This is a genomic window from Variovorax sp. 10L426 (assembly GCF_056395305.1).
The window spans coordinates 19996-45192 of sequence record NZ_JBFTJF010000016.1; the positions used below are offsets into that span (position 1 = coordinate 19996).

A 25197-nucleotide genomic window follows, 5' to 3' on the forward strand; every position below is an offset into this window, starting at 1 on the left:
TACCCCCAGGCTCGCGCACTTCGTGTCGCTCTCCACGGCGGTTCCCGAAGGCTGCGCGCTGCGCGGCCGCGCGATTTCGCTTATCGGGCGGGTTGTTCGCTCAGGTTCTTCGGGGCTTTTTCACGCAGTTGGAGGGCGGCGCAGATGGCCAGGGCGCAGAGGCCGGCCAGCATGGCGAAGACTTCGTTGAAGGCCTCGAGGCGAGCGGCGCTGCTGACGGGGTTGTTGAGCGAATCGCCGTGGGCTGCCAGGCGCCATTCGAGAATGACGGCGCAGAGGCTGACGCCGGCGGCGCCGCCGAGCATGCGCAGGAAATTGATCGCGCTCGCACCCTGCGGGATCAGCGGCTTGGCGAGCGGCCGCATCGATCCGAGATTGAGCGACGGGAGGATGAATCCCAGTCCGAGTCGGCCGACGATGGCGAAGGCGACGAGCAGCCAAATTCCGCTGTCGAGATGCAGCACCATCATCAGCGCGAAGGACGCGGCCAGCAGCGCCAGGCCGATGCTGACCAGCAGATAGGTCGGATGCCGGTCGGCCAGCCTGCCGACGCCGGCGATGGTCAGTGCGAGCACGATGCCGGCCGGCAACAGGATGGTGCCGACGTGCGAGGCCGAGAGTTGCAATCCGACCTGCATGTAGACGGGCAGCAGGTACGTCGATCCGAACAGCGCGGTGCCGTAGATGAAAGCCACGATGCTTCCCATGGCGAACTGCCGGTACTTGAAAAGCGACAGATTCATCAGCGGTGCCCCGCCGGCCGCCGCGAATCGGGCCTGCCATGCCAGGAAGGCGCCGAAGGAGATGCCTGCCGCCGCCAGCAGCGCGGTTGCCTGCAGCGGCGCGTCGCCGCGGAGTTCGACCAGTCCGTTCAGGAGGCACAGCGTGCCGACGGTGCCGAGCACCAGTCCGCGCCAGTCGAGTCCGCTGCCGCGTTCGGCGGCCACGCCGCCCGGTGCGGTGGTCGGCACGAACTTGAAGGCCAGCCAGATCGAGGCGATGCAGAACGGCACCACCATGAAGAAGATCGACCGCCATCCGAACAGGTCCACCAGCACGCCGCCGATGCTCGGCCCGATGGCCGGCGCGAGCACGACGCCCATGCCGAAAATGCCGCTCGCGCGACCTTGCTCGTGAGGCTCGAAGGCCCGCAGGATGATGATGGCCGGGATCGGCTGCACGACGCCTGCCGCCAGCCCTTCCGCCACTCGCGCAATCAGGACGAGGGAGAAGTTGGCCGCCAGACCGCCCGTCATCCCACCTGCCAGCAGCAGCACCATCGTGCCGACGTACGTGCGGCGGTAGCCGTAGCGGGAGAGGAGCCACGGCGTGGTCAGCATCGAGACCGTCATCGCGACCATGAAGCCGGAACTGACCCACTGCGCGCGTTCTTGTCCGAGCAGGAAGTGGTGGCTCATGCCGGGAATGGCCACGTTCACGATCGTGGACGACATGATCGATGCCATGACACCGACCATCACGGACATCAGCAACAGCCAACGATATCGCTTGCCGTAGCGGCTGCTCAGGGTTTGTGGGGGAGGTTGATTCATGGAGCGGAGCCGATTCGGGCCGTCCTACAAGGATATCGGCGTTTGGGTGCCGGAACGGTGACGACGTCGCGGCCACAATGAGATATGCAATCTCAAGACGAGACCCAGGGCGGCATCCAGGATGTCCAGGATGCCGCGCCAGTGGACGCACAGGACGCCGCCCCTGCCCAGGCACTGGATCTCCAGGCCCCCACGCTCAGCCGTGCCTACCAGTGCCAATGCGGTCGGCCGGTGTTCCTGCGCAACAGCCAGTGCCTGGCCTGTCACACGCCGCTGGGCTACGTGATCGAAAAGCTCGGCGTGGTACCGCTGGCGCCGGCCACGCACGACGGCGCCGAACCGGACACCTTCACCGTGTTCGGCGACACCCATGGCAAGGCATACCGCCATTGCGCCAACCTGTTGACGGCGGCCGCATGCAACTGGATGGTGCCGGCGCCACGCGAAGGCGACGATCCGGCTTTCAACGTCCACGGCCTCGCACAGGGGTTCTGCCTGTCGTGCAGCGTCACGCGCACCATTCCTGACCTTTCCGTCGAAGGCAACGGCGATTTGTGGCGCAGCCTCGAACTGGCAAAGCGCAGGCTGATCTCGCAACTGCTTGCGCTGGGGCTGCCGGTGGTCACGCGCCTGAGCGATCCCGCGCACGGCCTCGCGTTCGACTTCCTCAGCAACACGCCCGGCGGCCCGCACGTGCTGACCGGCCACGAGATGGGGATCATCACGCTCAACGCCGAGGAGGCCGAGGACGCCGTTCGCGAGCGCATCCGTGCCGAGATGCGAGAGCCTTACCGCACATTGCTTGGCCATTTCCGCCATGAGATCGGCCACTACTACTGGGACTTGCTGGTCGCGCCCGCGTCGTGGATCGACGGCTTCCGAGCACTCTTCGGCGACGAGCGGGCGGACTACGCCGAAGCGCTTCGCAACCACTACGACAACGGGCCGCCGCCGGACTGGGCCATCCGTTTCGTGACCAGCTATGCCAGCTCCCATCCCTGGGAAGACTGGGCCGAAACCTGGGCGCACTACCTCCACATGGCCGACACGGCCGATACGGCGATGAGCTTCGGCGTGGACGCGCGGAACGTCGAGCTTGCCAGCGACCTGTTCGAATCCGCGGATCTCTGGCAGCCGGATCACCCGGAGGCCGGCAAATTCCTGGATTTCCTCAACGGCTGGGTTCGGCTCACGAACGTGCTCAATGAGTTGTCTCGCAGCATGGGGCAACCCGACTACTACCCTTTCGTCCTGCCGCGCGCGGCGGTCGGCAAGCTGCAGTTCATTCACCAGGTGATCACCGAGCAGCGCGAGCGCGGCGGCCTGCCGGCGGAGGCGCTTCCGCCTGAGCTCGCCACTGAGCCTGTCACTGAACCGATGCCGGCTCCGATGCCTCAGTCCTGAGCGAGGGCCAGCGCGGCGCAACGCGCGCAGATGCAAGCGAGTTGCCGCTTCTCCGTCGGCACCCGGGCGAGAAGCTCAGGGCTGAAGTCGACGTCCGTCGCCATGCACCAGCACCGCGGCTGCTTCAGGCCTGTTTCGCGCTCGACTTCCATCGCGCAGCGATTGGCCTCGCCGCACAGCGGGCAGCGGGATGGATCGACTCGCACCGCTTCAACCATCACGCGATCTCGAAGGCCGGCAGCTTCCTGGCGACCGCGTGGTTCCCCAGCGTCACATAGGCTGGCAGGCCGTCGCGGTAAGCCGGATAGTCCTCGCCCTGGATCAGCGGCAGCAGATACCGGCGGCATTTCTCGGTGATGCCGTAGCCGTCATCCGAGATGAAGTCGCGCGGCATGAACTTCTCGGCGTTGGCAACCGCATCGAGCGGCGCCGTGCCGATGCGGTAGGCATAGGGCTCGTCGGACAGGCGTTCGATCGTGGGCATGACCGAGTTCTTTCCTTCGAGCGCAAGTTCGACCGCACGCTGCCCGAGTTCATAGGCTTGCTTCACGTCGGTGGCCGAAGCGATGTGTCGCGCCGAGCGCTGCAGGTAGTCCGCCACGGCCCAATGGAACTTGTGACCCAGCGCTTCCTTGACCATCTGTGCCACCACCGGTGCCGCACCGCCGAGTTGCGCATGACCGAAGGCGTCCTTCGTGCCCTGCTCGGCGAGGAAGGTGCCGTCCGGATGGTGGCAGCCTTCGGAGACGACAACGGTGCAGTAGCCGTGGTACTTCACCAGTGCGTCGACGCGTGCCAGGAAAGCCGGCTGGTCGAATGGAATCTCGGGAAAGAGGATCACTACCGGAATGCCATGGTCGCCCGCCAGTCCGCCGGCCGCGGCGATCCATCCCGCATGGCGACCCATGACCTCGATCACGAAGACCTTCGTGGAGGTGGCCGCCATCGAGCGCACGTCCATCGAGGCTTCGAGCGTCGACACGGCCACGTACTTCGCGACGGAGCCGAAGCCGGGACAGCAGTCGGTGATCGGCAGGTCGTTGTCGATGGTCTTCGGCACGTGGATCGCCTGCAACGGATAGCCCATCGACTGTGACAACTGGCTCACCTTGAAGCAGGTGTCCGCCGAATCGCCGCCGCCGTTGTAGAAGAAATAGCCGATATCGTGCGCCTTGAAGACCTCGATGAGACGCTCGTACTCGCGCCGGTTCTTCTCCAGCGACTTGAGCTTGTAGCGGCACGAACCGAACGCACCGGACGGCGTCGATCGCAAGGACGCGATCGCCTCGGCCGACTCGCGGCTCGTGTCGATCAGATCCTCGGCCAGCGCGCCGATGATGCCGTTGCGGCCGGCGTACACATTGCCGATGCGGTCGGGATGCCGGCGTGCTGTCTCGATCACGCCGCAGGCCGAGGCGTTGATCACCGACGTGACGCCGCCCGACTGGGCGTAGAAGGCATTGAGGGTGGGCATGCGGCATTGTCCCGCAGGCCACTTCTGGGCGCCAGTGGCCGGTCAGCGCCCCGGCAGCCCCATCGATCGCGTGATCACTTCTTTCATGATCTCATTCGTGCCGCCGTAAATGCGCTGCACGCGCGCATCCGCGTAGGCCCGCGTGACCGGGTACTCCCACATGAAGCCGTAGCCACCGTGCAGTTGCACGCACTCGTCCATGACCTTGCATTGCAGGTCGCTGGTCCAGTACTTGGCCATGCTGGCGGTTGCGGTGTCGAGCTTTTCCTGCATCAGCAACTCGATGCATTTGTCGACGAAGACCTGCGCGACCTGCACCTCGGTCTGCAGTTCAGCCAGCGTGTAGCGCGTGTTCTGGTACGCGCCCACGGGCTGGCCGAAGACCTTGCGGTCCTTCACGTAGGCCACCGTCTGATCGATCACCGACTGCGACGCTGCCACCGCGCTGATGGCAATCTGCAGCCGTTCCCACGGCAACTGCTCCATGAGACAGACGAAGCCGCGGTTCTCCTGTGCGGCACCACCGAGCAGCGCATCGGGCGGCAGGCGCACGTCGTTGAAGAAAAGCTCTGATGTGTCCTGAGCCTTCAGCCCAAGCTTCTTCAGTCGCTTGCCTTTCTCGAAGCCGGGCGTGCCGCGCTCCACCAGGAAGAGGCTGGTGCCCTTGGCGCCGCCGGCCGGATCGGTCTTTGCAACCACGATCACCACGTCGGCGTGCCAGCCGTTCGTGATGAAGGTCTTGCTGCCGTTCATCACGTAGGTCCCGTCCGGCTGCTTCATCGCGGTCGTGCGAACGGCCTGCAGGTCGCTGCCGGCGGCCGGTTCGCTCATCGCGATCGCGCCGATCATCTCGCCGCTGGCGAGCTTGGGCAGGTAGTGTTGCTTCTGCGCGTCCGTGCCGTAGCGCAGGATATAAGGCGCGACGATCTCGCTGTGCAGGCCGTAGCCGATGCCCGTGTAGCCGCGCGCCCAGAGTTCCTCGAACTGGATCACCGAATACAGCAGGTCGGCGCCGGAGCCGCCGTATTCCTCGGGCAACGACATGCAGAGAAAGCCGTTGTCGCCGGCCTTGTTCCAGACCTGTCGATCGACGTAGCCCTGCTCTTCCCAGGCTTCGTGGAAAGGCGCGATCTCCTTGTCCATGAAGCGGCGGAAACTGTCGCGGAAGGCCTCGTGATCTGGCGTGAAAAGCGTGCGTTCGATCATGGCAGCGCCCGCCCGGCCGCCCGAAGGGCGCTGCGCGGCCCCCTCGGGGGGCAGGGAACGAAGTGAGCGTGGGGGTTTTTCATTTTCACCGCCTCGGAAACACGGGGGTGCGCTTCTGCAGGAAAGCCATCACGCCTTCGGCGAAGCTCGGCTGTTCGATCAACTCGCGTTGTCGCTCGCTCTCGTAGTGGAGCTGATCCGGCAACGTCTGGCGCTCCGACAACTCAAAAGCCTTGCGCGCTTCAATCACGGCGTGCGTGGGCAACTGCGCGAGTCGCTGCGCGATCTTCTGGGCTTCGAGCAGCAGCAGGTTGTCGTCGATGCTGGCCCAGATCAGGCCCCATTGCGCGGCGGTCTCGGCGCCCAGCTTCTCGTCGAGCAAGGCCATGCCCATTGCGCGCGCAGGCCCGACGCGCCGTGGGATGAACCACGTGCAGCCCAGGTCCGGCACGATGCCCAGCTTGGGCAGGAAAGGCAGATAGAAGTACGCGCTGCGCGCCGCCACGACGATGTCGCATGCCAGCGCCAGCCCCACGCCGGCGCCGGCCGCCGGGCCGTTGACGGCGCAGACCACCGGCACGGGCAGCGAGCGCAGTTCCTCGATCAACGGATTGCTCATCGACTGCATCCATTCGGCCGTCTGGTCGCCGAGCGTCTGGCCTTCGGCGGGCGACCTCATCGCGCCCAGGTCCGCGCCCACGCAGAAGGCCTTGCCCGCGCCCGTGAGCACCACGGCGCGCACGCTGTTGTCATGGCGAATGCGCGCGAGCGAATCGCGAAGCTCGCGTTGCAGTTCGATCGCGATCGGATTCAGCTTGGCCGGCAGGTTCAGCGTGAGCGTTGCGACGCCCTCGTCGACTTCGTAAAGGACGAAGCTCATGTCACAGCCGCTCGACGATGGTGACGTTGGCCATGCCGCCGCCTTCGCACATGGTCTGCAAGCCGTAGCGCTTGCCACGCTGCCCGAGCGCATTCACCAGCGTGGTCATGAGCTTGGTGCCCGATGCGCCCAGCGGATGGCCCAGCGCGATGGCGCCGCCGTTCACGTTGAGCCGCGCCGGATCGGCGCCCAGCTTCTGCAGCCACGCCAGCGGCACTGGCGCGAAAGCCTCGTTGACCTCGAAGAGATCGATGTCGTCGATCTTCATGCCGGCCTTGGCCAGCGCTCTCTCGGTGGCAGGGATCGGCGCCTCCAGCATGATGACCGGATCGTGCCCGATCACGCTCAGGTGGTGGATGCGTGCGAGCGGCTTCACGCCCAGGGCCTTCAGGCCACGCTCATTGACCACGAGCACGCCGCTCGCGCCGTCGCAGATCTGGCTCGCCGTGGCGGCGGTGCAGCGCCCGCCTTCGGCGATGAGCTTGACGCCGGCGATGCCTTCGAGCGTGACATCGAAGCGGATGCCTTCGTCGACGGTGTGCATCTCGCCGCTGGCCGAACCATCGGCGAGGCGGATCTCGACCGGCACGATCTCGTCGTTGAACGCTCCTTCGCGGGTCGCCGCTATGGCGCGCTGGTGGCTTTCGAAGGCATAGCGGTCGAGATCGTCCTTCGAGATGCCGTAGTTCTTCGCGATCATCTCGGCGCCGGTGAACTGGCTGAACTCCACGCCAGGGTAGCGCCGCTTCATCGCGGGGCTCATGTAGGTGCCAAGGCCCGCCTTCGCTGGCAGTGCGTTGGGCGTGAACATCGGCACGCGCGTCATGCTCTCGACGCCGGCCGCGATCACCGCGTCCATGCTGCCGGACATCACGGCCTGCGCCGCGAAATGCAGCGCTTGCTGCGAGGAACCGCACTGGCGGTCGACGGAAGTGCCCGGCACGGATTCGGGAAGCTTCGACGCGAGCACCGCGTTGCGGGCGACATTGGTGGCCTGTTCGCCGACCTGGCTGACGCAGCCGAGGATCACGTCCTCCACGGCTGCCGGGTCGATCCCGCTCCGTGCTACCAATGCGTCGATGACCTGTGCCGCCAGGTCGACGGGATGCCAGCCCGCGAGCTTGCCGCCGCGACGGCCACCCGCTGTGCGCGCGGTGGCCACGATGTATGCCTCTGCCATGGAAAGTCCTTCGTCGGAAATAGAAGGGCCCGGCTCGGTACGTCCATGGCCCCCGGTCGTTGATGGTTCAACGCCGGGTACTTTCGGTCAAGCCGGGGACATCCCGTGGGACCACAGTCGCCAAGGCGACGGGGAATGTTGCGGACGTTCCGGTGCCGCGGCAATGGAGAGCCCCTCGGCGCTGAATCGCACGCACGACGGCTCGAGCGCCGCGACCAGCGCGCGCCGATGCCTGTCGCTGCGAAAGCGCTCGCCGCGTTCGAGCACGATATCGCGCTGATCGTGGTCGAGCGTGATCCATACCGCGCCGCTCTGGCATTCGATGTCCACGTCGTGCGCATCGGGCACCGTGAAGATTGCTTTCTTCGGCAGGCTGAGACTGAGGCGTTGTGTGCTCATGGCGGACTCCTTGGCATTCACCATGAGAATGAATATAGTCATCGTTTGTCCCAGTGTCATACGGTCATTCGGAACTCATTACATGCGTCTGGAGAATGCGAAACCACTGTCGACCACGGCCGACCTGCCGCCGCTGGAGCTCCTGAGGAGCTTCGAGGCCGCGGCGCGCACGCTGAGCTTTACCCAGGCGGCAGGGGAGCTTTTCCTGACGCAATCCGCCATCAGCCGGCAGATCCAGCAACTCGAAAGCAGCCTCGGCGTGATGCTTTTCGAGCGCCGTCATCGGGCGCTGGCGCTCACCGAGCCGGGCCGCGTCTTCCAGCGCGCGGTGGTCGAGGCCCTGGAGCGACTGCGCGACGCGGCGGCGCGCGTCCGGGCGGTGCCGGTGCTGCGCCAGGTCGCGCTCACCACCACGCCGGGCTTTGCCTCGTTGTGGCTCATTCCGCGTCTCGCGCGCTTCACGGCCGACCATCCGATGGTCGACGTCCGCATGTCCGCCACCCTCGAAGTGCTGGATCTCGAGCGCAGCCGACTCGATCTCGCGGTCCGTTTCGTCCCGATCGACCGGGGGACCGGGCCGACGCTGTTCGAAGAATCGGTCATGCCGCTCTGCGCGCCGCGCATCGCCGCAGCGCTGCACGCACCGAGCGATCTCGTCGAGCAAACCCTGCTGACCGTCGACATGCCCAACCACGCCGAAGCACCCACCGCCGATTGGGAGCCCTGGCTCGAAGTCATGGGCCTGACCGACCTCCGCATGAAGAACACCATGCGCTTCACGCAATACCCCGACGCGGTCGCTGCCGCGGTAGCCGGGCAGGGCGTGGTGATCGGGCGCCTGCCGCTGCTGCGCGAACTGGTCCGGACCGGGCAACTCGTGGCGCCTTTCGGCGAGGGTGCTGCGTCGCGCAGGGGGTATTTCATCGAGACCTCGCGCCGAGCCGCAGCCAATCCTGACGCGCAGGACTTTGTGCGCTGGTTGCGCGCAGAAGCCGAGGCCGCGCGCCGAGGCTGAACCCCAGGGGCATTAAAGTCGGGGGCTACGCACGCCCGATGTGCCACCGATTCCGCAGACAAGAAATTCCGATGACCTCGACGACCGAAAACGCCCCCGCGCCAACCGCTGCCAAGAAGGGCGGCCGCGACCGGCAGAACACCCAACACAAGGGCGACAAGGGCGCCCAGCGCCCGCGCAAGGTCAACCCCGTGCTCGAAAAGCTCTTCGAGCTTTATCCCAAGATGTTTGGCGCGCGCTTCCTGCCGCTCAAGCTCGGCGTGTACCAGGACCTGCTGGCCCTGCATTCGGATGAGTTCAAGAAGGAAGACCTCAAGATCGCGCTCGGCCTGCATGCGCGCTCCACGCGCTATCTGGAGGCTGTGGCCACCGGTGAGAAGCGCCACGACCTGAACGGCGTGCCCGTCGAGCCCGTCGCGCCCGAGCATGTGCACCATGCGATTCTCGAAGTCTTCAAGCGCCGGCAGGCGCGCACCGAAGAAGACCTGCGGCCCAAGCTGCGCGCAAGGCTGGTCGAGGCCGTCGAGTCTTCGGGCCTGACGCGCGAGGAATACATGCTGACCGTTCGCACGAACGACGAGACTTCGAACGCCGTGCTCGACGAAGCGTTTGCCGAAGTCGGCGCACGGACGGCAAAGCGCGAAGCCCTGCTGCGCGCCTTCGAGGCCAGCGGCCGTACGGTCGCGGAGTTCGCCGAGATGTACGGGATGGATCCTGCCGAAGTCGGCAGGACCCTGGAGCGCGCGCGGGCCGGTCGGCCGGGCTGATCAGGTCGCCGCTGCCTTCACCTTCAGGCGCCATGCGTGCAGCAGTGGCTCGGTGTAGCCGCTGGGCTGCTCGATGCCCTTGAACACCAGGTCTTGCGCCGCCTTGTAGGCGAACGAGGTGTCGAAGTTGCCGGCCATGTTCTTGTAGAGCGGGTCGCCGGCGTTCTGCTGGTCGACCACCGCGGCCATGCGCTGGAAGGTCGCATCGACCTGTTCGCGCGTCACCACGCCGTGCAGGAGCCAGTTGGCGATGTGCTGACTGGAGATGCGCAGGGTCGCACGGTCTTCCATCAGGCCGATGTTGTGGATGTCCGGCACCTTGGAGCAGCCCACGCCCTGGTCGATCCAGCGCACGACGTAGCCCAGGATGCCCTGCACGTTGTTGTCGAGCTCTTGCTGGCGCTCGGCATCGGTCCAGTTCACGTGCGCTGCGACGGGCACCTTCAGCAGGTCATTGAGGATGTTGTCGCGCTCGGCGTTGGCGTCGATCTGCTCCAACTGCTTCTGCACGTCCGCGACACTGACCTGGTGGTAGTGCAGCGCGTGCAGCGTCGCGGCCGTGGGCGACGGCACCCATGCTGTGTTCGCGCCGGCCTTGGGATGCCCGATCTTCTGTTCGAGCATCGCGGCCATCAGGTCGGGCATGGCCCACATGCCCTTGCCGATCTGCGCCTTGCCGCGCAGGCCGCACGAGAGGCCGACCAGCACGTTGTTCTTCTCGTACGCCTGGATCCACGGCGTGGTCTTCATGTCGCCCTTGCGCAGCATCGCGCCGGCCTGCATGGCGGTGTGCATCTCGTCGCCCGTGCGGTCGAGGAAGCCGGTGTTGATGAAGGCCACGCGCGACGCCGCTTCGGCGATGCAGGCCTTGAGGTTCACGCTGGTGCGGCGCTCCTCGTCCATGATGCCGAGCTTGACCGTGTTGGCCGGCAGGCCCAGCAACTCTTCGACGCGACCAAACAGCGCGCTCGCGAATGCCACTTCGGCAGGGCCGTGCATCTTCGGCTTGACGATGTAGACACTGCCCGTGCGGGAGTTGCCCTTGCGCTTGAGGTCGACGGTCGCGATGGTGGTCGTAATCACCGCATCCATGATCCCTTCGGGGATCTCCTTGTCGCCCGCATACAGGATGGCTGGATTGGTCATCAGGTGGCCCACATTGCGCACGAACATCAGCGAGCGGCCGTGCAGCTTGACCGGTTTGCCGTCGGCGCCGGTGTATTCGCGGTCGGGGTTGAGGCCGCGCGTGAAGGTCTTTCCGCCTTTGACGACTTCCTCGGTCAGCGTGCCCTGCAGGATGCCGAGCCAGTTCGAATAGGCGAGCACCTTGTCCTCGGCATCGACCACCGCCACGGAGTCTTCGAGGTCGAGGATGGTCGACAGCGCAGCTTCGAGCACGACGTCGCTGACGCCCGCCGCGTCGCTCTTGCCGATGGGCGTGCCGCGGTCGATCTGGATGTCGAGGTGAATGCCGTTGTGCTTGAGCAGCACCGACTTCGGCGCGGCTGCGTCGCCCTGGTAGCCGATGAACTGCGATGGATTCTTGAGGCCGGTGCTGCTGCTCTGAAGCGCGATCACCAACTTGCCGTGCTCGACCTTGTAGCCGGTCGCGTTCTTGTGCGAGCCGTTTTCCAGCGGCGCGGCCTGGTCGAGCACGTTGCGCGCGAATTCGATGACTTTCGCGCCACGTGCCGGGTTGTAGCCCTTGCCCTTTTCGGCGCCACCGGTTTCCGGAATGGCGTCGGTGCCATAGAGCGCGTCATACAGCGAGCCCCAGCGTGCGTTCGCGGCATTGAGCGCGTAGCGTGCGTTCAGGATCGGCACCACCAGTTGCGGGCCGGCTTGCAGCGCGAGTTCGGCGTCGACGTTGGTGGTGGTCGCCGTCACGTCCTTCGGTTGCGGGAGCAGGTAGCCGATCGATTCGAGGAAGGCGCGGTAGGCCGGCATGTCGGCGATCGGGCCGGGATGCGCCTTGTGCCACTTGTCCATTTCCGTCTGCAGGCGGTCGCGCTCGGCCAGCAGCGCCACGTTCCTGGGCGCGAATTCGCTGACGATGGCGTCGAAGCCCTTCCAGAAGACGTCGCTCGCCACACCGGTGGCGGGCAGGACTTTTTCTTCGACGAAGCGGTGGAGTTCGGTGGCGACCTGGAGGCCGTGGACGTTGGTGCGGGCGGTCATGTTCGTTTCTCCTTGAAGGCTGAGGCGGGCGCAGCCGGTAACTTTATTCGATACCTCACTGGCCAGTAATAACGAAAAGCGGGTTTTATCAATGACAAAAATGAAGGTAATCGGCCCACGCCGCAGCTTTTGTCAAAGGGTACGCCCTGACAAGCGGCGCGAACATCCTCCTTGCCCTCGAAATCGCCAGCACCTATCTCGACAACAACGCCATTGCGCTGTTTCTGGCCTTAGACCTGGCCTGTGAGGCGGTGGGCGGCGGTGCGCACGGGGTCGATGTACCGCTCGTCGTAGCGGTGCGCGGGCATGGTGAGGGTGACTGCGGCGGCGAGGCGGCCATCGGCGTGGAACACGGGGGCCGAGATGCCGCCTAGTTCGGCCGTGCGGTCGCCGACGAGGGCGCAGTAGCCCTGGGCGCGGATCGATTCGTAGAGCTTGCGGTCTTTTGCGCTGCGCGGCCATTCGGCGTGGGGGCCGAATGCGATGAGGACGCGGGCGCCTGCGCCGCGATCGGCGGGCAGCAAGTCGCCGGCGCGCACGTGGTCGCGCACGATGTGTGGGGAATCAACGCGGTAGAGGCATAGGCGCGCCCAGACGCCGGCTTGCTGCTGGCGCACGTGGTAGGCCGCGCTCTCGCCTGTGGCTGCGACGAGGTCGCGCAGGACCGGCAACACCACGTCGTCCAGCGAGAACGAGGCTGCATACAGGGCATTCAGCCGCGCGATCTCGCTCCCCAATGCGTAGCGGCCGTCGTCTTGCCGGCGTATCAGGCGCGCGTGTTCCAGCGAAGCCAGCAGGCGCAAGGCGGTACTCTTGTAGAGTTGCGTCCGCTCCGCCAGTTGCGCCAGCGACAGCGCTTCGTCGCCGGGCTGGAAAGCGGAAAGAAGGCTCAGCGCGCGGTCGACCGCTGCCGCGCCGCCGGGCGCTGCGTTATGGTCTGACATCGATTCGGTTTGGGCTTTGCGGGGCATGGCTTTCTTGACGGGAAGGACGATTGCCGGGTTTAATTCTGTTCTACGGAATGTAGTTCGATCAGACAGAACTGTCAAATAACCCTCGCCCCTTTCAGGAGACAAGAATCGTGACAGTCCCCGATGTCCTCATCAGCGAGGTCGGCCCGCGCGATGGCCTGCAGTCGGTCAAGGCGACCATGCCGACGCCCGACAAGCTCCGCTGGATCGCCGGCCTGCCGGGCGAACCGGTCTACGGCATGACGCCCGAGGCCGGCCTGCCCAAGGGCTTCACGCAAGGAATGCAAGGAACCCAAGGAACCGCCCATGTCTGAATCCACCCCGCTGCCCTACGCGGGCGTCCGCGTCATCGAGTTCACCCACATGGTGATGGGCCCCACCTGCGGCATGCTGCTTGGCGATCTTGGCGCCGAGGTCATCAAGGTCGAGCCGATCGAGGGCGACAGCACGCGGCGCCTGCTCGGCTCCGGCGCGGGCTTCTTCCCGACCTTCAACCGCAACAAGAAGAGCATCGCCCTCGATCTGAAGAAGCCCGAGGGTGTGGAAGCGGCGCTGCGGCTCATCGCCACGGCCGACATCATGAGCGAGAACTTCAAGCCCGGCACGATGAAGAAGCTCGGGCTGGATTACGACAGTCTCCGCAAGCTGAACCCGCGCCTCATCTACGTGAGTCACAAGGGCTTCCTGCCCGGCCCCTACGACCACCGGACCGCGCTCGACGAAGTGGTGCAGATGATGGGCGGACTCGCCTATATGACGGGCCGCTCGGGCGATCCGCTGCGCGCGGGCACCAGCGTGAACGACATCATGGGCGGCATGTTCGGTGCCATCGGCGCGATGGCCGCGCTGCGTCAGCGCGAACGCACGGGCGAGGGCTGCGAAGTGCAATCCGCTCTGTTCGAGAACAACATCTTCCTCGTCGCGCAGCACATGATGCAGTTCGCCGCCACCGGCAAGGCTGCCGACCCGATGCCGAGCCGTATCTCGGCCTGGGGCGTGTACGACGTCTTCACCGTGAAGGACGGCGAGCAGATCTTCCTGGCCGCGGTGAGCGACAAGCAGTGGGCGATCTTCTGCAAGGCCTTCGGGCTCGACGACCTGCTGGCGGACCCGCGCCTGAAGACCAACAACGACCGCGTGCTGGCGCGCGACTGGATGATGCCCATCCTGCGCTCGCACATGGCGAACCACAGCGCCGCGGAACTCAGCGCGGTGTTCGAGAAGAACGAACTGCCCTTCGCGCCCATCACCAAGCCGCAGGACCTGTTCGACGACCCGCACCTCAATGCCACGGGCGGGCTCGCACCGGTCCGAATGAACGACGGCAGCCAGTCGAAGGTGCCGCTCATGCCTTTCACGCTCGGCGGCGAACGCCCCGGCATCCGCCTGCAGCCGCCGCTGCTCGGCGAGCACACGAATGCGTTGCTCAAGGAGGTGGGCTACAGCGATGCGCAGATCGCCGCGCTCAAGGCGCAGAACATCACCACCGGAGAGTGACGCTCATCTCAGGTCTTCATGAAGGCACAGGATGTTGCCTTCGGGGTCCTCGAACCAGGCTGCCTTCTCCGACCCGAGCACGCAGACGTGCTCGACCGTCTTGAGCCCGGGCAGGTCGTAATCGGCGAAGCGCACGCCGCGTTCCTTCAGCGCAGCCACGGATTCGCCGATGTCCGCCACGCGAAAACTCACTGCCGTGTGTTCCGCCTTGGTGCCTTCGGGCTTCGGGAACAGGGCCAGTTCGGTGCCGCCGCAACGGTAGATGAACTTGCCGTCCGGTTTGGCGCCGAGCGGCTCCAGCCCAAGGGCGTCTTCGTAGAACCGTCGCGCCCGGGCGAGATCCTTCACGGGCAGCATGCAAGTGACGTGGCTGGACGCGAGTGGGCTCATGGTGGTGCTCCACACAGTTCTCGACAGGCTCCTTGTAGGCCGTTCGGGTCCACTTCGCCATGCGCAGGAAGGCCTACGCCCATTGGTCGATGCTTCTCAGCGAAGCCCGGGGACGACCAGGGTGATCGCCAACCCTGCAACTGCGCAGACGCCGAGCAGCGGCATCACGCCGACCTTGAACCGGAACAGCGCCACGACCGCGGCGACGGCAATGACAGCCGACACCGCATCGAAGCGCCCGCCGAAACCCTTCGGCCAGAACACGTGGTACGCGAAGAACAGCGCGAGATTCAGGATCACGCCCACCACGGCGGCCGTGACCGCCGACAGCGGTGCGGTGAAGCCGAGCTTCCCGTGCGTGGCCTCGACCAGCGGCCCGCCGACGAGGATGAAGACGAACGAAGGCAGGAAGGTGAAGAAGGTGACCACCGCGGCGGCCAGTGCACCGCCCAGGAAGACGGCGTCCGGCCCGAGCACCCGCTGGGTCCAGCCGCCCACGAATCCGACGAAGGCCACCACCATGATCAGCGGGCCGGGCGTGGTTTCGCCGAGGGCCAGGCCATCGATCATCTGCGCGCCCGACAGCCAGTGATGCTGTTCGACCGCGCCCTGGTAGACGTAAGGCAATACCGCGTAGGCACCGCCAAAGGTCAGCAGCGCGGCCTTGGTGAAGAACCAGCCCATCTGCGTGAGCGTTGCCTGCAGGCCTTGGCTGGCGATGAGTGCGCCCATCGCCGCGGCCCACAGCCCGATCCCGACGGCCAGCAGTCTTGCCAGATGACCGCGCGAGAAGCGCGCATGAGGTGGCGTCGGCGTGTCGTCGTCGATCACTGCGGGCCCGTAGCGCTTGTCCCCGTTTCCATGGCTGCCGCCTATCGCGAAAACGCCCGGTGCCTGGCGCGCGCCGAAATGGCCGATCAATCCTGCGGCGGCAACGATGGCGGGGAACGGCGTGTCGAAGACAAAGATCGCGACGAAGGCTGCCCCGGCGATGCCCCACATCCAGGCATTCTTCAGCGCGCGGGTGCCGATGCGGTGCGCGGCATGCAGAACGATGGCCGTGACGGCGGGCTTGATGCCGTAGAAGATGCCCGCCACCAGCGGCACGTTGCCGAAGCGCAGGTAGATCCACGACAGCGCGATCAGGATGAACAGCGACGGCAGCACGAACAGTGCCCCGGCGATGATGCCGCCCCAGGTGCGATGCATCAGCCACCCGATGTACGTGGCCAGTTGCTGGGCCTCCGGGCCGGGGAGCAGCATGCAATAGTTGAGCGCATGCAGAAAGCGCTTCTCGCTGATCCAGCGTCTGCGCTCCACCAGTTCGGTGTGCATGATCGCGATCTGCCCGGCCGGGCCGCCGAAGCTGATGAACCCCAGCTTGAGCCAGAACCGAAAGGCTTCCGCGAAGCTGATGGGTGCCGGCGGCTTGGAAGGATTCATGTCCCGAGCCTAAGCGACTTGCCCCGGCAGCGGCGCGTGAAGGCATCATTGGCGCCTGCCATGGACAGACTCAAGCAACTCGAATCCTTCGTCTCGATCGCCGCGCGCGGCAGCCTCACGGCGGCGGCCAAGGCGGAGGGCGTGGCGCCGGCCATCATCGGCCGCCGCCTCGACGCGCTCGAAGAACGCCTGGGCGTCAAGCTGCTGCTGCGCACCACGCGGCGCATCACCCTCACGCATGAGGGGAGCGCTTTCCTGGAGGATTGCCAGCGCCTGCTGGTCGAACTCGCGAATGCGGAGGCCAGCGTCAGCGCGGGCGGCGTCAAGGCCAGCGGCCATCTGCGCGTGACGGCGCCGGCGGGCTTCGGCCGGCGGCACGTGGCGCCCCTGGTGCCGCGTTTTCATGAACAGCATCCGGAGGTGACCATCTCCCTGAACCTGAGCGATCGGCTCGTCGACATGGCGGGCGAGAGCTTTGACTGTGCGGTGCGCGTCGGCGACCTGCCCGATTCGTCGCTGGTGAGCCTGCGCCTTGCCGACAACCGGCGCCGCTGTGTTGCGACGCCCGATTTCGTGCGCCGGCACGGCGCGCCGCGTCATCCGGGCGAATTGGCGCGCTTCGCCTGCCTGAGCCTGTCGAGCGACGCATCGCAAACACGCGGCTGGGCCTTCCGCGTGCCGACCGGCGACGGAGACCACGAGGTGATCCATCTCAAGCCGACCGGACCGCTCGACTGCTCTGACGGCCAGGTGCTCCACGATTGGTGCCTGGCCGGCCACGGCATTGCGTGGCGCAGCACCTGGGAGGTCGAAGCAGAAATCGACGCCGGCTTGCTGATGCCGCTGCTCGACGAATTCGCGGCGCCGCCGAACGGCATCTACGCGGTGTTTCCGCAGCGCAAGCATTTGCCATTGCGGGTGCGCCTGTGGCTCGATTTTCTGAAGGCGCAGTATGCGCGGCCGGAGTTCTGGGGCGGCACAATCGCTGCGCCGTCGACAACGAAGGAAACGAAGGAATCTCCACGATGACGCTCGAAGCCATCCTTGCCTACCTGCATTTCCTTGCCATCCTGACCATGGTGGTCTTCATTTCCAGCGAGGCGGCCCTGTGCCGGGTCCAGTGGCTCAACGCGGCGGTGGTCGAACGGCTGGCGAGGGTCGACATGGTCTACGGCATCGCGGCCGTCGCGGTGCTTGCCACGGGCGTCGCGCGCACCTGGTGGGGCATCAAGGGCACGGTCTGGTACTGGACCAATCCTTTGCTTCACGTGAAGCTGGCTCTTTTCATCATCATCGGCGTGATTTCCATCTTCCCGACGCTCACCTATGTCCGCTGGCGCAAGACGCTGCGGTCGAGCGGCACGCTCCCGCCCGAGGCTGAAATCCGCAAGACGCGCAAGCTGGTGATGATCCAGGCGCACATCATCGCGGTGATCCCTTTGGTCGCCGTGTTCTTCGCGCGCGGCTTCGGCGCAAGGAGCTAGCCTCCGATGCGGCCGGCAAGCATCAAGGCGCTGTTTGCGGGCACCATCTTCACCAGCGCCTTCCTGCTTTTCCTGGTCCAGCCGCTGATCGCCAAGCAGATCCTGCCCTGGTTCGGCGGGTCGGCGGCGGTGTGGTCGATCTGCATGGTCTTCTTCCAGGTCGTGCTGCTCGCGGGCTATGCGTATTCCGACTGGACCACCCGCCGGCTCGGCACGCGCGCGCAAGCGAAGCTGCATGTCGGGCTGTTGCTGGCGAGCCTGGCCTTCCTGCCGATCGTGACCAGCGCGCGCTGGAAACCGACCGGCGCCGAAGACCCCACGCTGTGGATCCTCGGGCTGCTGCTCGGCACCATCGGCCTGCCGTACTTCCTGCTGTCGACCACGGGTCCGCTGGTCCAGTCGTGGGTCGCACGCACGCCCTGGGGCGCGCAGGTGTACCGCTACTTCTCGCTTTCCAACTTTGCCTCGCTCGCGTCGCTGCTGAGCTATCCGGTGCTGATCGAGCCGCGCAGCACGGTGGTGCAGCAGGCTTGGGGTTGGTCGATCGCCTATGGGGTGTTCGTGGTGCTGTGCGCCGCCACCACGCTGTACGTGGCGCGACACTGGGCAGCAGCCGCGCTGCCGGCCGCCGGAAGGCCGAGCGTCGAAGCGGCGAGCCCGACCACGAGGCCGGGACTCGCCGATCACCTGATGTGGCTCGCCCTGCCCGCGCTCGGCTCGTGGCTGCTGCTCGCCATCACGAATCACATCACGCAGAACGTCGCGGCCATTCCTTTCCTGTGGGTGCTGCCGCTGTCGGTCTACCTGCTGAGCTTCGTGCTGACCTTCGAGAGCGATCGCTGGTATCGCCGCGCGGTCTTCGTGCCGCTCGCAGCGGTGATGTTGGCGCTGTGCGCGTTCGGGCTGCAGGACAACCTCGGCTCCAACCTCCGGACGGCGCTGCCGATCTACGTCGTCGGCCTGTTCGCGCTGTGCATGTTCCTCCATGGCGAGATGGCGCGGCTGCGGCCCGGCAGCGCGTACCTGACGCGCTTCTACCTGATGCTGTCGCTGGGCGGCGCGCTGGGTGGTGTGAGCGTGGGGCTGGTCGCGCCGCATGTGCTGCCGGCGTACTACGAACTCGGCGTCGGCCTCACGCTGTGCGCGCTGATCGCGGCCGTGCTCTGGCGGCAGCGGCGCGTCGGCATGGCCGCCTCGCTCGCGTTGGCGGGCGCCTGCGCGTGGTTCCTCGTCCTGCAGGTGGAAGGTGATGCGACGGGTGCGCGGCGCATGCAGCGCAACTTCTACGGCACGCTGGTCACCCTCGACACGCTGCGCGGCGCAGCGAAGGATCGCGTGCGCCAGATGTACCACGGCTCGGTCAAGCACGGCGAGCAGTACCTGGCGCCCGGCCGTCGTCGCGAACCCACGACCTACTACGGGCGCAGCTCCGGCATCGGCCTGGCCATCGCGGCGGCACCGGCCAGACCGCGACGCATCGGCCTCGTCGGACTGGGCGCCGGTACGCTGGCCACCTACGGACGGCCGGGTGACATCTACCGCGTTTACGAAATCAATCCGGAAGTCTTCGACCTGGCCGACAGCGAGTTCAGCTTCCTTGCCGACAGCCCGGCCCGTATCGAACGCGTCCTCGGCGATGCACGACTGGCCCTGGAGCGCGAACCGCCGCAGGCCTTCGACGTACTGGCGGTCGATGCGTTCTCGGGCGATTCGGTGCCGATCCACCTCATCACGTGCGAGGCGATGGATGTCTACCTGAGGCACATGCGCCCGGAAGGCATCGTCGCCTTTCACGTCACCAATCGATTCCTGGCACTCGCGCCTGTGGTGGAGAAGATCGCGCTGGCCAAAGGCCTGCATGTAGCGCTGGTGCACGACGAGCCGGCCAACCCGGGCCTGCGCAACACCGACTGGGTGCTCGTCGCGCGCGACCCCAAGGTGCTCGCGCGCGACGCGATCCGACTGGCCAGTTCAAAGATCGAGCAGATCGCCGGCCTGGAACCCTGGACCGACGACTACAACAACCTTTTCGGCGTCTTGAAGTAACAGTGACCAAGGCCGCCACAGCCCGGCCTGTTCGTAAAACACCGCGGAACTGGCTCTGCCAGGCCGCTGGTGTTGCCCCCGGTAGGGGGTGGGCGGCTACACGAAGTGAGCCAACCTGGGGGCGAGCAACAGTTCAGCCCTTCGCGTCGGCCTCACACTTTTTCATGAAGCTGTTCTTCGCGGCACCCGCCAAGGGCTTGCCGTTCTTGTCGATCGCCTTCGTGGCGCAAGTAGTCTCCACGGCAGCCTTGGCGTCTTTTTCGCACTTCTTGACGAAACTGGTCTTGGCGGCGCCATTCAGCTTCTTGTCCGCGGCCTGGGCGTCACAGGATTGCGCGTGTGCTGCACCGAACGACAGGGAGGCGCCCAGAGCCAACAGGGAAAGGAGCTTTTTCATGGTGTATGAATCCTTGAGGACGGGTTGTGACTGGTTTGCCCCACCCAGGGGCTGTCCATCCTAACGGCCGACGTTCACCGTTGGATGACGTTCATTGACGATCGTTAGGGTTCGTGGTTTTGACCCCGGTAAAATCCCGCGATGCTATTGGTCAAACAGGAGCTGCTCGCGGCGCTCGCGAACACGCTCGAATCCCTCTCGCCCGGCGCCGGCAGCAAGGCCGCGTTCGAGTCGCCCAAGGTGGCGGCCCACGGCGACTTCGCAAGCACGGCCGCCATGCAGCTCGCCAAGCCGCTCCAGCGCAAGCCGCGCGAACTGGCTGAAGAGCTCAGCACCGCCTTGCGCGCGACGCCGGCCTTCACTCAATGGGTCGAGGCCATCGAAATCGCCGGTCCCGGTTTTCTCAACATCCGCCTCAAGACCGCCGCCAAGCAACAGGTCGTCCGCGAGGTGCTGGCGGCGCGCGACGCTTTTGGCCATCAGGCCTCCGGCGGTGAACGCGTCCTGGTCGAATTCGTTTCCGCCAACCCCACGGGCCCCCTGCATGTGGGCCACGGGCGCCAGGCGGCGCTGGGCGACGCCATCTGCAACCTGCTCGCGACGCAGGGTCAGAGCGTCTATCGCGAGTTCTATTACAACGACGCCGGCGTGCAGATCCAGACGCTCGCGAACAGTACGCAACTGCGCGCCAAGGGCCTCAAGCCGGGCGACCCGCAATGGCCCGAGCAGGCCTATAACGGCGAATACATCGCCGACATCGCCGAGGACTTCAAGGCGAAGAAGACAGTCCGCTCGGACGACCGCGAATACACCGCCAGCGGCGATGTCGAAGACATCGATTCGATCCGCCAGTTCGCCGTCGCCTACCTGCGCCACGAGCAGGACCTGGACCTGAAGGCCTTCCAGGTGAAATTCGACAACTACTACCTGGAGTCCAGCCTCTACACCAGCGGTCGCGTCGAGGCGACGGTGAAGAAGCTCATCGACGCCGGCAAGACCTACGAGCATGACGGCGCGCTGTGGCTCAAGTCCACCGAATACGGCGACGACAAGGACCGCGTCATGCGCAAGGGTGACGGCACGTACACCTACTTCGTGCCCGATGTGGCGTATCACATCGCGAAGTGGGAGCGTGGCTTCCACAAGGTCGTCAACATCCAGGGCACAGACCACCACGGGACGATCGCACGCGTGCGCGCCGGCCTGCAGGCCGCGGGCGAAGGCATCCCGGCCGGCTACCCTGACTACGTGCTGCACACCATGGTGCGCGTGATGCGCGGCGGCGAAGAGGTCAAGATCAGCAAGCGCGCCGGCAGCTACGTCACGCTGCGCGACCTGATCGAATGGACCAGCACCGATGCGGTGCGCTTCTTCCTGTTGAGCCGCAAGCCCGACACCGAATACACCTTCGACATCGATCTCGCGCTGGCGCAGAACAACGACAACCCCGTCTACTACGTGCAGTACGCGCATGCGCGCATCTGCTCGGTGCTGGCGGCCTGGGGCGGCGATGTCGCCACGCTGAATGATGTCGACCTGTCGCCGCTGCAGAGCGCTGCCTCGCAGGCCTTGCTCCTGCAGATCGCCAAATATCCGACCATGCTCACCGCCGCGGCCAAGGATTTCGCGCCGCACGACGTGACCTTCTATCTGCGCGAGCTGGCCGCGAGCTACCACAGCTACTACGATGCCGAGCGCATCCTGGTCGACGAGGAGCCCGTGAAACTGGCCCGCCTGGCCCTCGTCGCCGCCACCGCACAGGTGCTGCACAATGGCCTCGCTGTTCTCGGCGTCAGCTCGCCGCAGAAGATGTGATTACCTTCCACCATGAAAAAAAGACATAGCAGCGGCAACATCGTCATCGGGTTGATCATCGGCCTCGTGCTCGGGCTCGGCGTGGCCCTCGGCATCGCGGTCTATGTGACCAAGGTGCCGATCCCGTTCATGACGAAGACCCAGCGCAGCGGCCCCGAGCAGGACGAAGCCGAGGCGCGCAAGAACCGGGATTGGGATCCGAACGCGCCGCTCGCAGGCAAGGCGTCGGCGCCCGCCCGTCCGCCGGCAGCGGCAGCCACCGCGACGGCGACGCCACCCCAGCCGGCGACGGTCGGCCCGCTCAATCCGCCGACCTCGGCGCCCGTGCCGGTGGTCGTGGCGCCCAGCGCCCGAGGCAGCGATTCGGCAACGCCGACACGCCCGGCGCGCACCGCGCCGGTGCCGGCCGAGGCCAATGCGACGCCATCGAGCGACCCGCTGGGCGATCTGGCCCGCGCGCGGTCGGGGATGGGGTCGAGCACGACTGCGAGCGCAAGTTCATCTGGCGCCAGCGGCGATCCTTTCGTGTACTTCGTGCAGGCCGGCGCCTACCGCACCCCGGAGGATGCCGAGGCCCAGCGCGCCAAGCTGTCGCTGATGGGCGTCGAAGCCCGCGTGACCGAGCGCGAGCAGGCAGGGCGCACCGTGTACCGTGTGCGTGCCGGCCCGTTCAACAAGAAGGACGACGCCGATCAGCTCAAGGAGCGACTGGACAGCGGCGGCCTCGAGTCCGCCCTGGTACGCGTCCAGCGTTGAGCTTTGCCATTCTTTACCTCGACAGGTCCGGGAACTCCACCCGGACCCCGGGCTCTTTCAGCCGCATAGGAGAATTTCATATATGAAACGTCGTGACTTTTCGCTGGCCGCAGCTTCGCTGGGTCTTCTTCCGCTGGTTGCCCCTTCGTACGCGCAGCAGCAGCCACCCAAGGCCGGCAAGGACTACATCGTCCTGGGCAAGCCTGCGCCGGTCGACACGCCGGCCGGCAAGGTCGAGGTGATCGAATTCTTTTCGTACAACTGCCCGCACTGTGCGGCGTTCGAGCCACAACTGGAAGCCTGGGCCAAGAAGCTGCCACCTCACGTCGCGTTCAAGCGCGTTCCGGTTCCCTTCGTGGGCAACGACACCGAAGCCAAGCAGCGCCTCTACTACACGCTCGAAGCCATGGGCAAGGTGGACGAGTTCCAGCCGATCCTGTTCGACGCCATTCACAAGCAGCGCCAGCCCATCATGGGCGACGCGGCCATCCTGGCCTGGGCCGAGAAGCAGCCGGGCCTGGACGCCAAGAAGTTCGCCGAACTGTTCAAGTCCTTCTCCGTGGTCGGCAAGGCCAAGCGCGCCAGCCAGCTCACGAGCGACTTCCAGGTGGCCGGCGTGCCGGCATTCGGCGTGGCCGGGCGCTGGTATGTCGATGGTGAAACGGCCGGTTCCATGGAACGCGCGCTGCAGGTCGTGGATTCCCTCGTCGCCGAAGCCCGAAAGGGCTGACAAGGTCGGGCCGACCCGACTTCCTTCCCCCGAAAGGCCCGCTTTGGCGGGCTTTTTCGTCAAGGCCGCGCAAGGCCGCATCCCCCGGGGGCATACAATCGCAGAGCAAGTTTCGTGCCTCTATGAAATCGCCCCTCACCTCCACTCCCTTTCGTCATGCCGGTCGCGCTCTGTGGCTGGCTCTGGCCCTGACCGGCATGGCCTCGGTCGCGCAGGCCGAAAAGGCCGACCGCGCCAAGCCCATGAACATCGAAGCGGACTCGATGCGCTACGACGATCTCAAGCAGACCAGCGTGTTCACCGGCAATGTGGTGGTCACCAAGGGCACGATCGTCGTTCGCGGCGACCGCATCGACGTGCGGCAGGATCCCGAGGGCTACCAGTACGGCGTCGTCACTGCTGCGCCCGGAAAGTTGGCATATTTCAAGCAGAAGCGGGATGCCGGCACCGACGAGTGGATCGAAGGCCAGGGCGAGACCATCGAATACGACAGCCGCGCCGACAACGTGAAGTTCATCCGCCAGGCGGTGATGCGTCGGCTGATCGGCGCCACCGTCAGCGACGAGAGCAGCGGGCCGCTGATCGTCTACGACCAGAGCAACGACACCTTCACGGTCAATGGCTCGTCGCTGCCACCGAACGCTGGCGTGGCAAGCCAGCCCGGCGGCCGCGTCCGGGCCATCCTCACCCCCAAGACCGCCGCGGCGCCGGGCGCCGCCCCTGGTGCCAAGCCGGCGCCTGCCGCAGCCGCCAAGCCGGCCGAGGGCAAGGGCTTGCGGTCCACCACCACGCTGGGCGGAGAAGCAAAGAGTGATTGAAACCGCTGGTATGAGCGCAGGCGCGGACATGGCGGAAAGCCGCCTCGAGGCGCGTGGCCTGCAAAAGAGTTACGGCAGCCGCACGGTCGTCAAGGACGTGTCCCTGGGCGTGCAGAAGGGCGAGGTCGTCGGCCTGCTGGGCCCCAACGGCGCAGGCAAGACGACGTCCTTCTACATGATCGTCGGCCTGGTTCGCGCCGATGCCGGCGACATCACCATCGACGGCGAGCCGATCGCCCACATGCCGATCCACCGGCGCGCGCGCATGGGGCTGAGCTACCTGCCGCAGGAAGCGTCGATCTTTCGCAAGCTCACGGTCGAGGAAAACGTCCGGGCCGTGCTCGAGTTGCAGTACGAACCCGACGCCCACGGGCGACCGGCGCCCCTGAGCAAGCGGCGCATCGAGGAGCATCTGGCCGAACTCCTGGCCGACCTGCGCGTCGACCACCTGCGCGATTCCCCGGCCCTGGCCCTGTCCGGCGGCGAGCGCCGCCGCGTCGAGATCGCCCGCGCCCTCGCCACGCAGCCGCGTTTCATCCTGCTCGACGAACCGTTCGCGGGCATCGACCCGATTGCGGTGATCGAGATCCAGCGAATCATCAGCTTCCTGAAGGAGCGCGGCATCGGTGTGCTGATCACCGACCACAACGTCCGTGAAACGCTGGGCATCTGCGATCACGCTTTCATCATCAGCGACGGGCATGTGCTCGCCCAGGGCACGCCTTCGGAGATTGTCGACAACGCCGATGTGCGGCGCGTCTACCTCGGCGAGCATTTCAGAATGTGATCGCGTT

24 protein-coding genes and 1 pseudogene are annotated in these 25197 nt (G+C 66.1%); 13 read left to right on the forward strand and 12 right to left on the reverse strand.

Going from position 1 to position 25197, the window contains the following annotated elements; all coding sequences use genetic code 11:
• Positions 1-80 precede the first annotated feature (80 nt).
• Positions 81-1553, reverse strand: a complete 1473-nt coding sequence (locus AC1DHL_RS22165) for a DHA2 family efflux MFS transporter permease subunit (RefSeq protein WP_478163379.1) — start codon at positions 1551-1553, stop codon at positions 81-83.
• A gap of 84 nt (positions 1554-1637) precedes the next feature.
• Here AC1DHL_RS22165 and AC1DHL_RS22170 point away from each other — a divergent pair, with 84 nt between their 5' ends.
• Entirely contained in the window at positions 1638-2957 is a 1320-nt protein-coding gene (locus tag AC1DHL_RS22170) for a zinc-binding metallopeptidase family protein (RefSeq protein ID WP_478163380.1), read from the forward strand.
• Here AC1DHL_RS22170 and AC1DHL_RS22175 read toward each other — a convergent pair.
• The 6 genes from AC1DHL_RS22175 to AC1DHL_RS22200 all read right to left on the reverse strand — a co-directional run bounded on the left by AC1DHL_RS22175 (position 2948) and on the right by AC1DHL_RS22200 (position 8096).
• Positions 2948-3175, reverse strand: a complete 228-nt coding sequence (locus AC1DHL_RS22175; RefSeq protein WP_478102050.1) for a cysteine-rich CWC family protein — start codon at positions 3173-3175, stop codon at positions 2948-2950. The genes AC1DHL_RS22170 and AC1DHL_RS22175 overlap by 10 nt on opposite strands.
• Entirely contained in the window at positions 3175-4431 is a 1257-nt protein-coding gene (locus AC1DHL_RS22180) for a 6-phosphofructokinase (protein ID WP_478163381.1), read from the reverse strand. The genes AC1DHL_RS22175 and AC1DHL_RS22180 overlap by 1 nt, the downstream gene beginning before the upstream one ends.
• Positions 4432-4473: 42 nt before the next feature.
• Positions 4474-5637, reverse strand: coding sequence for an acyl-CoA dehydrogenase family protein (locus AC1DHL_RS22185; protein ID WP_478163382.1), 1164 nt, complete (start codon positions 5635-5637; stop codon positions 4474-4476).
• An 85-nt stretch (positions 5638-5722) separates the two neighbouring features.
• Positions 5723-6517 (reverse strand): enoyl-CoA hydratase-related protein, encoded by a 795-nt coding sequence (locus AC1DHL_RS22190; RefSeq protein WP_478163383.1) that lies wholly within the window; start codon positions 6515-6517, stop codon positions 5723-5725.
• Position 6518: 1 nt separating this feature from the next.
• Positions 6519-7697 carry an acetyl-CoA C-acetyltransferase gene (locus tag AC1DHL_RS22195; RefSeq protein ID WP_478163384.1) on the reverse strand — a complete coding sequence of 393 codons (1179 nt, stop codon included), beginning with the start codon at positions 7695-7697 and terminating at the stop codon, positions 6519-6521.
• 87 nt (positions 7698-7784) lie between these two features.
• Complete coding sequence (locus AC1DHL_RS22200) at positions 7785-8096, reverse strand: DUF2917 domain-containing protein (RefSeq protein ID WP_478163385.1); 312 nt, start codon at positions 8094-8096, stop codon at positions 7785-7787.
• 82 nt (positions 8097-8178) lie between these two features.
• On the opposite strand from AC1DHL_RS22200, the gene AC1DHL_RS22205 reads away from it, so the two are divergent.
• Together AC1DHL_RS22205 and AC1DHL_RS22210 are read left to right on the forward strand one after the other, a co-directional pair.
• Positions 8179-9111, forward strand: a complete 933-nt coding sequence (locus AC1DHL_RS22205; RefSeq protein WP_478163386.1) for a LysR substrate-binding domain-containing protein — start codon at positions 8179-8181, stop codon at positions 9109-9111.
• 71 nt (positions 9112-9182) lie between these two features.
• Entirely contained in the window at positions 9183-9878 is a 696-nt protein-coding gene (locus AC1DHL_RS22210) for a ProQ/FINO family protein (protein WP_478163387.1), read from the forward strand.
• On the opposite strand, the gene AC1DHL_RS22215 is transcribed toward AC1DHL_RS22210, so the two are convergent.
• Positions 9879-12056 carry a malate synthase G gene (locus AC1DHL_RS22215; protein ID WP_478163388.1) on the reverse strand — a complete coding sequence of 726 codons (2178 nt, stop codon included), beginning with the start codon at positions 12054-12056 and terminating at the stop codon, positions 9879-9881. It lies immediately after the preceding gene.
• A 230-nt stretch (positions 12057-12286) separates the two neighbouring features.
• A complete protein-coding gene (locus AC1DHL_RS22220; RefSeq protein WP_478101840.1) occupies positions 12287-13027 on the reverse strand; it encodes an IclR family transcriptional regulator in 741 nt (246 codons plus the stop codon).
• Between the two features lie 110 nt (positions 13028-13137).
• Between AC1DHL_RS22220 and AC1DHL_RS22225 the strand changes: the two are divergent.
• Together AC1DHL_RS22225 and AC1DHL_RS22230 are read left to right on the forward strand one after the other, a co-directional pair.
• Positions 13138-13245 (forward strand): annotated as a pseudogene (locus tag AC1DHL_RS22225) (hydroxymethylglutaryl-CoA lyase); the annotation flags it as partial.
• 88 nt (positions 13246-13333) lie between these two features.
• Positions 13334-14524: a CaiB/BaiF CoA transferase family protein gene (locus AC1DHL_RS22230; RefSeq protein ID WP_478101842.1), complete on the forward strand. Its 1191-nt coding sequence runs from the start codon at positions 13334-13336 to the stop codon at positions 14522-14524.
• A gap of 3 nt (positions 14525-14527) precedes the next feature.
• On the opposite strand, the gene AC1DHL_RS22235 is transcribed toward AC1DHL_RS22230, so the two are convergent.
• Both AC1DHL_RS22235 and chrA read right to left on the reverse strand, forming a co-directional pair.
• The gene (locus AC1DHL_RS22235) at positions 14528-14914 is read right to left on the reverse strand and encodes a VOC family protein (RefSeq protein WP_478101844.1); all 387 of its coding nucleotides are present in this window, start codon (positions 14912-14914) and stop codon (positions 14528-14530) included.
• A 96-nt stretch (positions 14915-15010) separates the two neighbouring features.
• Complete coding sequence (chrA, locus tag AC1DHL_RS22240; protein WP_478163389.1) at positions 15011-16357, reverse strand: chromate efflux transporter; 1347 nt, start codon at positions 16355-16357, stop codon at positions 15011-15013.
• 60 nt (positions 16358-16417) lie between these two features.
• Between chrA and AC1DHL_RS22245 the strand changes: the two genes are divergently transcribed.
• The 3 genes from AC1DHL_RS22245 to AC1DHL_RS22255 are packed head-to-tail and all read left to right on the forward strand — an operon-like array spanning position 16418 to position 19887.
• Positions 16418-17386 carry a LysR family transcriptional regulator gene (locus tag AC1DHL_RS22245; RefSeq protein WP_478101848.1) on the forward strand — a complete coding sequence of 323 codons (969 nt, stop codon included), beginning with the start codon at positions 16418-16420 and terminating at the stop codon, positions 17384-17386.
• Positions 17383-17841: a DUF2214 family protein gene (locus tag AC1DHL_RS22250; RefSeq protein WP_478101850.1), complete on the forward strand. Its 459-nt coding sequence runs from the start codon at positions 17383-17385 to the stop codon at positions 17839-17841. Before AC1DHL_RS22245 ends, AC1DHL_RS22250 begins: the two co-directional genes overlap by 4 nt.
• A gap of 6 nt (positions 17842-17847) precedes the next feature.
• Positions 17848-19887: a fused MFS/spermidine synthase gene (locus AC1DHL_RS22255; RefSeq protein WP_478163390.1), complete on the forward strand. Its 2040-nt coding sequence runs from the start codon at positions 17848-17850 to the stop codon at positions 19885-19887.
• 133 nt (positions 19888-20020) lie between these two features.
• Here AC1DHL_RS22255 and AC1DHL_RS22260 read toward each other — a convergent pair whose 3' ends face one another.
• Positions 20021-20284 (reverse strand): hypothetical protein, encoded by a 264-nt coding sequence (locus tag AC1DHL_RS22260; RefSeq protein WP_478101854.1) that lies wholly within the window; start codon positions 20282-20284, stop codon positions 20021-20023.
• 141 nt (positions 20285-20425) lie between these two features.
• Here AC1DHL_RS22260 and argS point away from each other — a divergent pair, with 141 nt between their 5' ends.
• From argS to lptB, 5 genes are all read left to right on the forward strand, one after another.
• The gene (argS, locus tag AC1DHL_RS22265) at positions 20426-22099 is read left to right on the forward strand and encodes an arginine--tRNA ligase (RefSeq protein ID WP_478101856.1); all 1674 of its coding nucleotides are present in this window, start codon (positions 20426-20428) and stop codon (positions 22097-22099) included.
• Between the two features lie 12 nt (positions 22100-22111).
• Positions 22112-22855: an SPOR domain-containing protein gene (locus tag AC1DHL_RS22270; protein ID WP_478101858.1), complete on the forward strand. Its 744-nt coding sequence runs from the start codon at positions 22112-22114 to the stop codon at positions 22853-22855.
• 82 nt (positions 22856-22937) lie between these two features.
• Positions 22938-23585, forward strand: coding sequence for a thiol:disulfide interchange protein DsbA/DsbL (locus tag AC1DHL_RS22275; RefSeq protein WP_478101860.1), 648 nt, complete (start codon positions 22938-22940; stop codon positions 23583-23585).
• Positions 23586-23707: 122 nt separating this feature from the next.
• Positions 23708-24403 (forward strand): lipopolysaccharide transport periplasmic protein LptA, encoded by a 696-nt coding sequence (gene lptA, locus AC1DHL_RS22280; RefSeq protein WP_478101862.1) that lies wholly within the window; start codon positions 23708-23710, stop codon positions 24401-24403.
• 10 nt (positions 24404-24413) lie between these two features.
• The gene (gene lptB / locus AC1DHL_RS22285) at positions 24414-25190 is read left to right on the forward strand and encodes an LPS export ABC transporter ATP-binding protein (RefSeq protein ID WP_478101864.1); all 777 of its coding nucleotides are present in this window, start codon (positions 24414-24416) and stop codon (positions 25188-25190) included.
• Positions 25191-25197 lie beyond the last annotated feature (7 nt).

Bases quoted from the DNA above. Each gene is read 5' to 3' on its own strand.
- AC1DHL_RS22165 (WP_478163379.1), bottom strand. From the start codon at position 1,553: ATGAATCAACCTCCCCCACAAACCCTGAGCAGCCGCTACGGCAAGCGA.
- AC1DHL_RS22170 (WP_478163380.1), top strand. From the start codon at position 1,638: ATGCAATCTCAAGACGAGACCCAGGGCGGCATCCAGGATGTCCAGGAT.
- AC1DHL_RS22175 (WP_478102050.1), bottom strand. From the start codon at position 3,175: ATGGTTGAAGCGGTGCGAGTCGATCCATCCCGCTGCCCGCTGTGCGGC.
- AC1DHL_RS22180 (WP_478163381.1), bottom strand. From the start codon at position 4,431: ATGCCCACCCTCAATGCCTTCTACGCCCAGTCGGGCGGCGTCACGTCG.
- AC1DHL_RS22185 (WP_478163382.1), bottom strand. From the start codon at position 5,637: ATGATCGAACGCACGCTTTTCACGCCAGATCACGAGGCCTTCCGCGAC.
- AC1DHL_RS22190 (WP_478163383.1), bottom strand. From the start codon at position 6,517: ATGAGCTTCGTCCTTTACGAAGTCGACGAGGGCGTCGCAACGCTCACG.
- AC1DHL_RS22195 (WP_478163384.1), bottom strand. From the start codon at position 7,697: ATGGCAGAGGCATACATCGTGGCCACCGCGCGCACAGCGGGTGGCCGT.
- AC1DHL_RS22200 (WP_478163385.1), bottom strand. From the start codon at position 8,096: ATGAGCACACAACGCCTCAGTCTCAGCCTGCCGAAGAAAGCAATCTTC.
- AC1DHL_RS22205 (WP_478163386.1), top strand. From the start codon at position 8,179: ATGCGTCTGGAGAATGCGAAACCACTGTCGACCACGGCCGACCTGCCG.
- AC1DHL_RS22210 (WP_478163387.1), top strand. From the start codon at position 9,183: ATGACCTCGACGACCGAAAACGCCCCCGCGCCAACCGCTGCCAAGAAG.
- AC1DHL_RS22215 (WP_478163388.1), bottom strand. From the start codon at position 12,056: ATGACCGCCCGCACCAACGTCCACGGCCTCCAGGTCGCCACCGAACTC.
- AC1DHL_RS22220 (WP_478101840.1), bottom strand. From the start codon at position 13,027: ATGCCCCGCAAAGCCCAAACCGAATCGATGTCAGACCATAACGCAGCG.
- AC1DHL_RS22230 (WP_478101842.1), top strand. From the start codon at position 13,334: ATGTCTGAATCCACCCCGCTGCCCTACGCGGGCGTCCGCGTCATCGAG.
- AC1DHL_RS22235 (WP_478101844.1), bottom strand. From the start codon at position 14,914: ATGAGCCCACTCGCGTCCAGCCACGTCACTTGCATGCTGCCCGTGAAG.
- chrA (WP_478163389.1), bottom strand. From the start codon at position 16,357: ATGAATCCTTCCAAGCCGCCGGCACCCATCAGCTTCGCGGAAGCCTTT.
- AC1DHL_RS22245 (WP_478101848.1), top strand. From the start codon at position 16,418: ATGGACAGACTCAAGCAACTCGAATCCTTCGTCTCGATCGCCGCGCGC.
- AC1DHL_RS22250 (WP_478101850.1), top strand. From the start codon at position 17,383: ATGACGCTCGAAGCCATCCTTGCCTACCTGCATTTCCTTGCCATCCTG.
- AC1DHL_RS22255 (WP_478163390.1), top strand. From the start codon at position 17,848: ATGCGGCCGGCAAGCATCAAGGCGCTGTTTGCGGGCACCATCTTCACC.
- AC1DHL_RS22260 (WP_478101854.1), bottom strand. From the start codon at position 20,284: ATGAAAAAGCTCCTTTCCCTGTTGGCTCTGGGCGCCTCCCTGTCGTTC.
- argS (WP_478101856.1), top strand. From the start codon at position 20,426: ATGCTATTGGTCAAACAGGAGCTGCTCGCGGCGCTCGCGAACACGCTC.
- AC1DHL_RS22270 (WP_478101858.1), top strand. From the start codon at position 22,112: ATGAAAAAAAGACATAGCAGCGGCAACATCGTCATCGGGTTGATCATC.
- AC1DHL_RS22275 (WP_478101860.1), top strand. From the start codon at position 22,938: ATGAAACGTCGTGACTTTTCGCTGGCCGCAGCTTCGCTGGGTCTTCTT.
- lptA (WP_478101862.1), top strand. From the start codon at position 23,708: ATGAAATCGCCCCTCACCTCCACTCCCTTTCGTCATGCCGGTCGCGCT.
- lptB (WP_478101864.1), top strand. From the start codon at position 24,414: ATGAGCGCAGGCGCGGACATGGCGGAAAGCCGCCTCGAGGCGCGTGGC.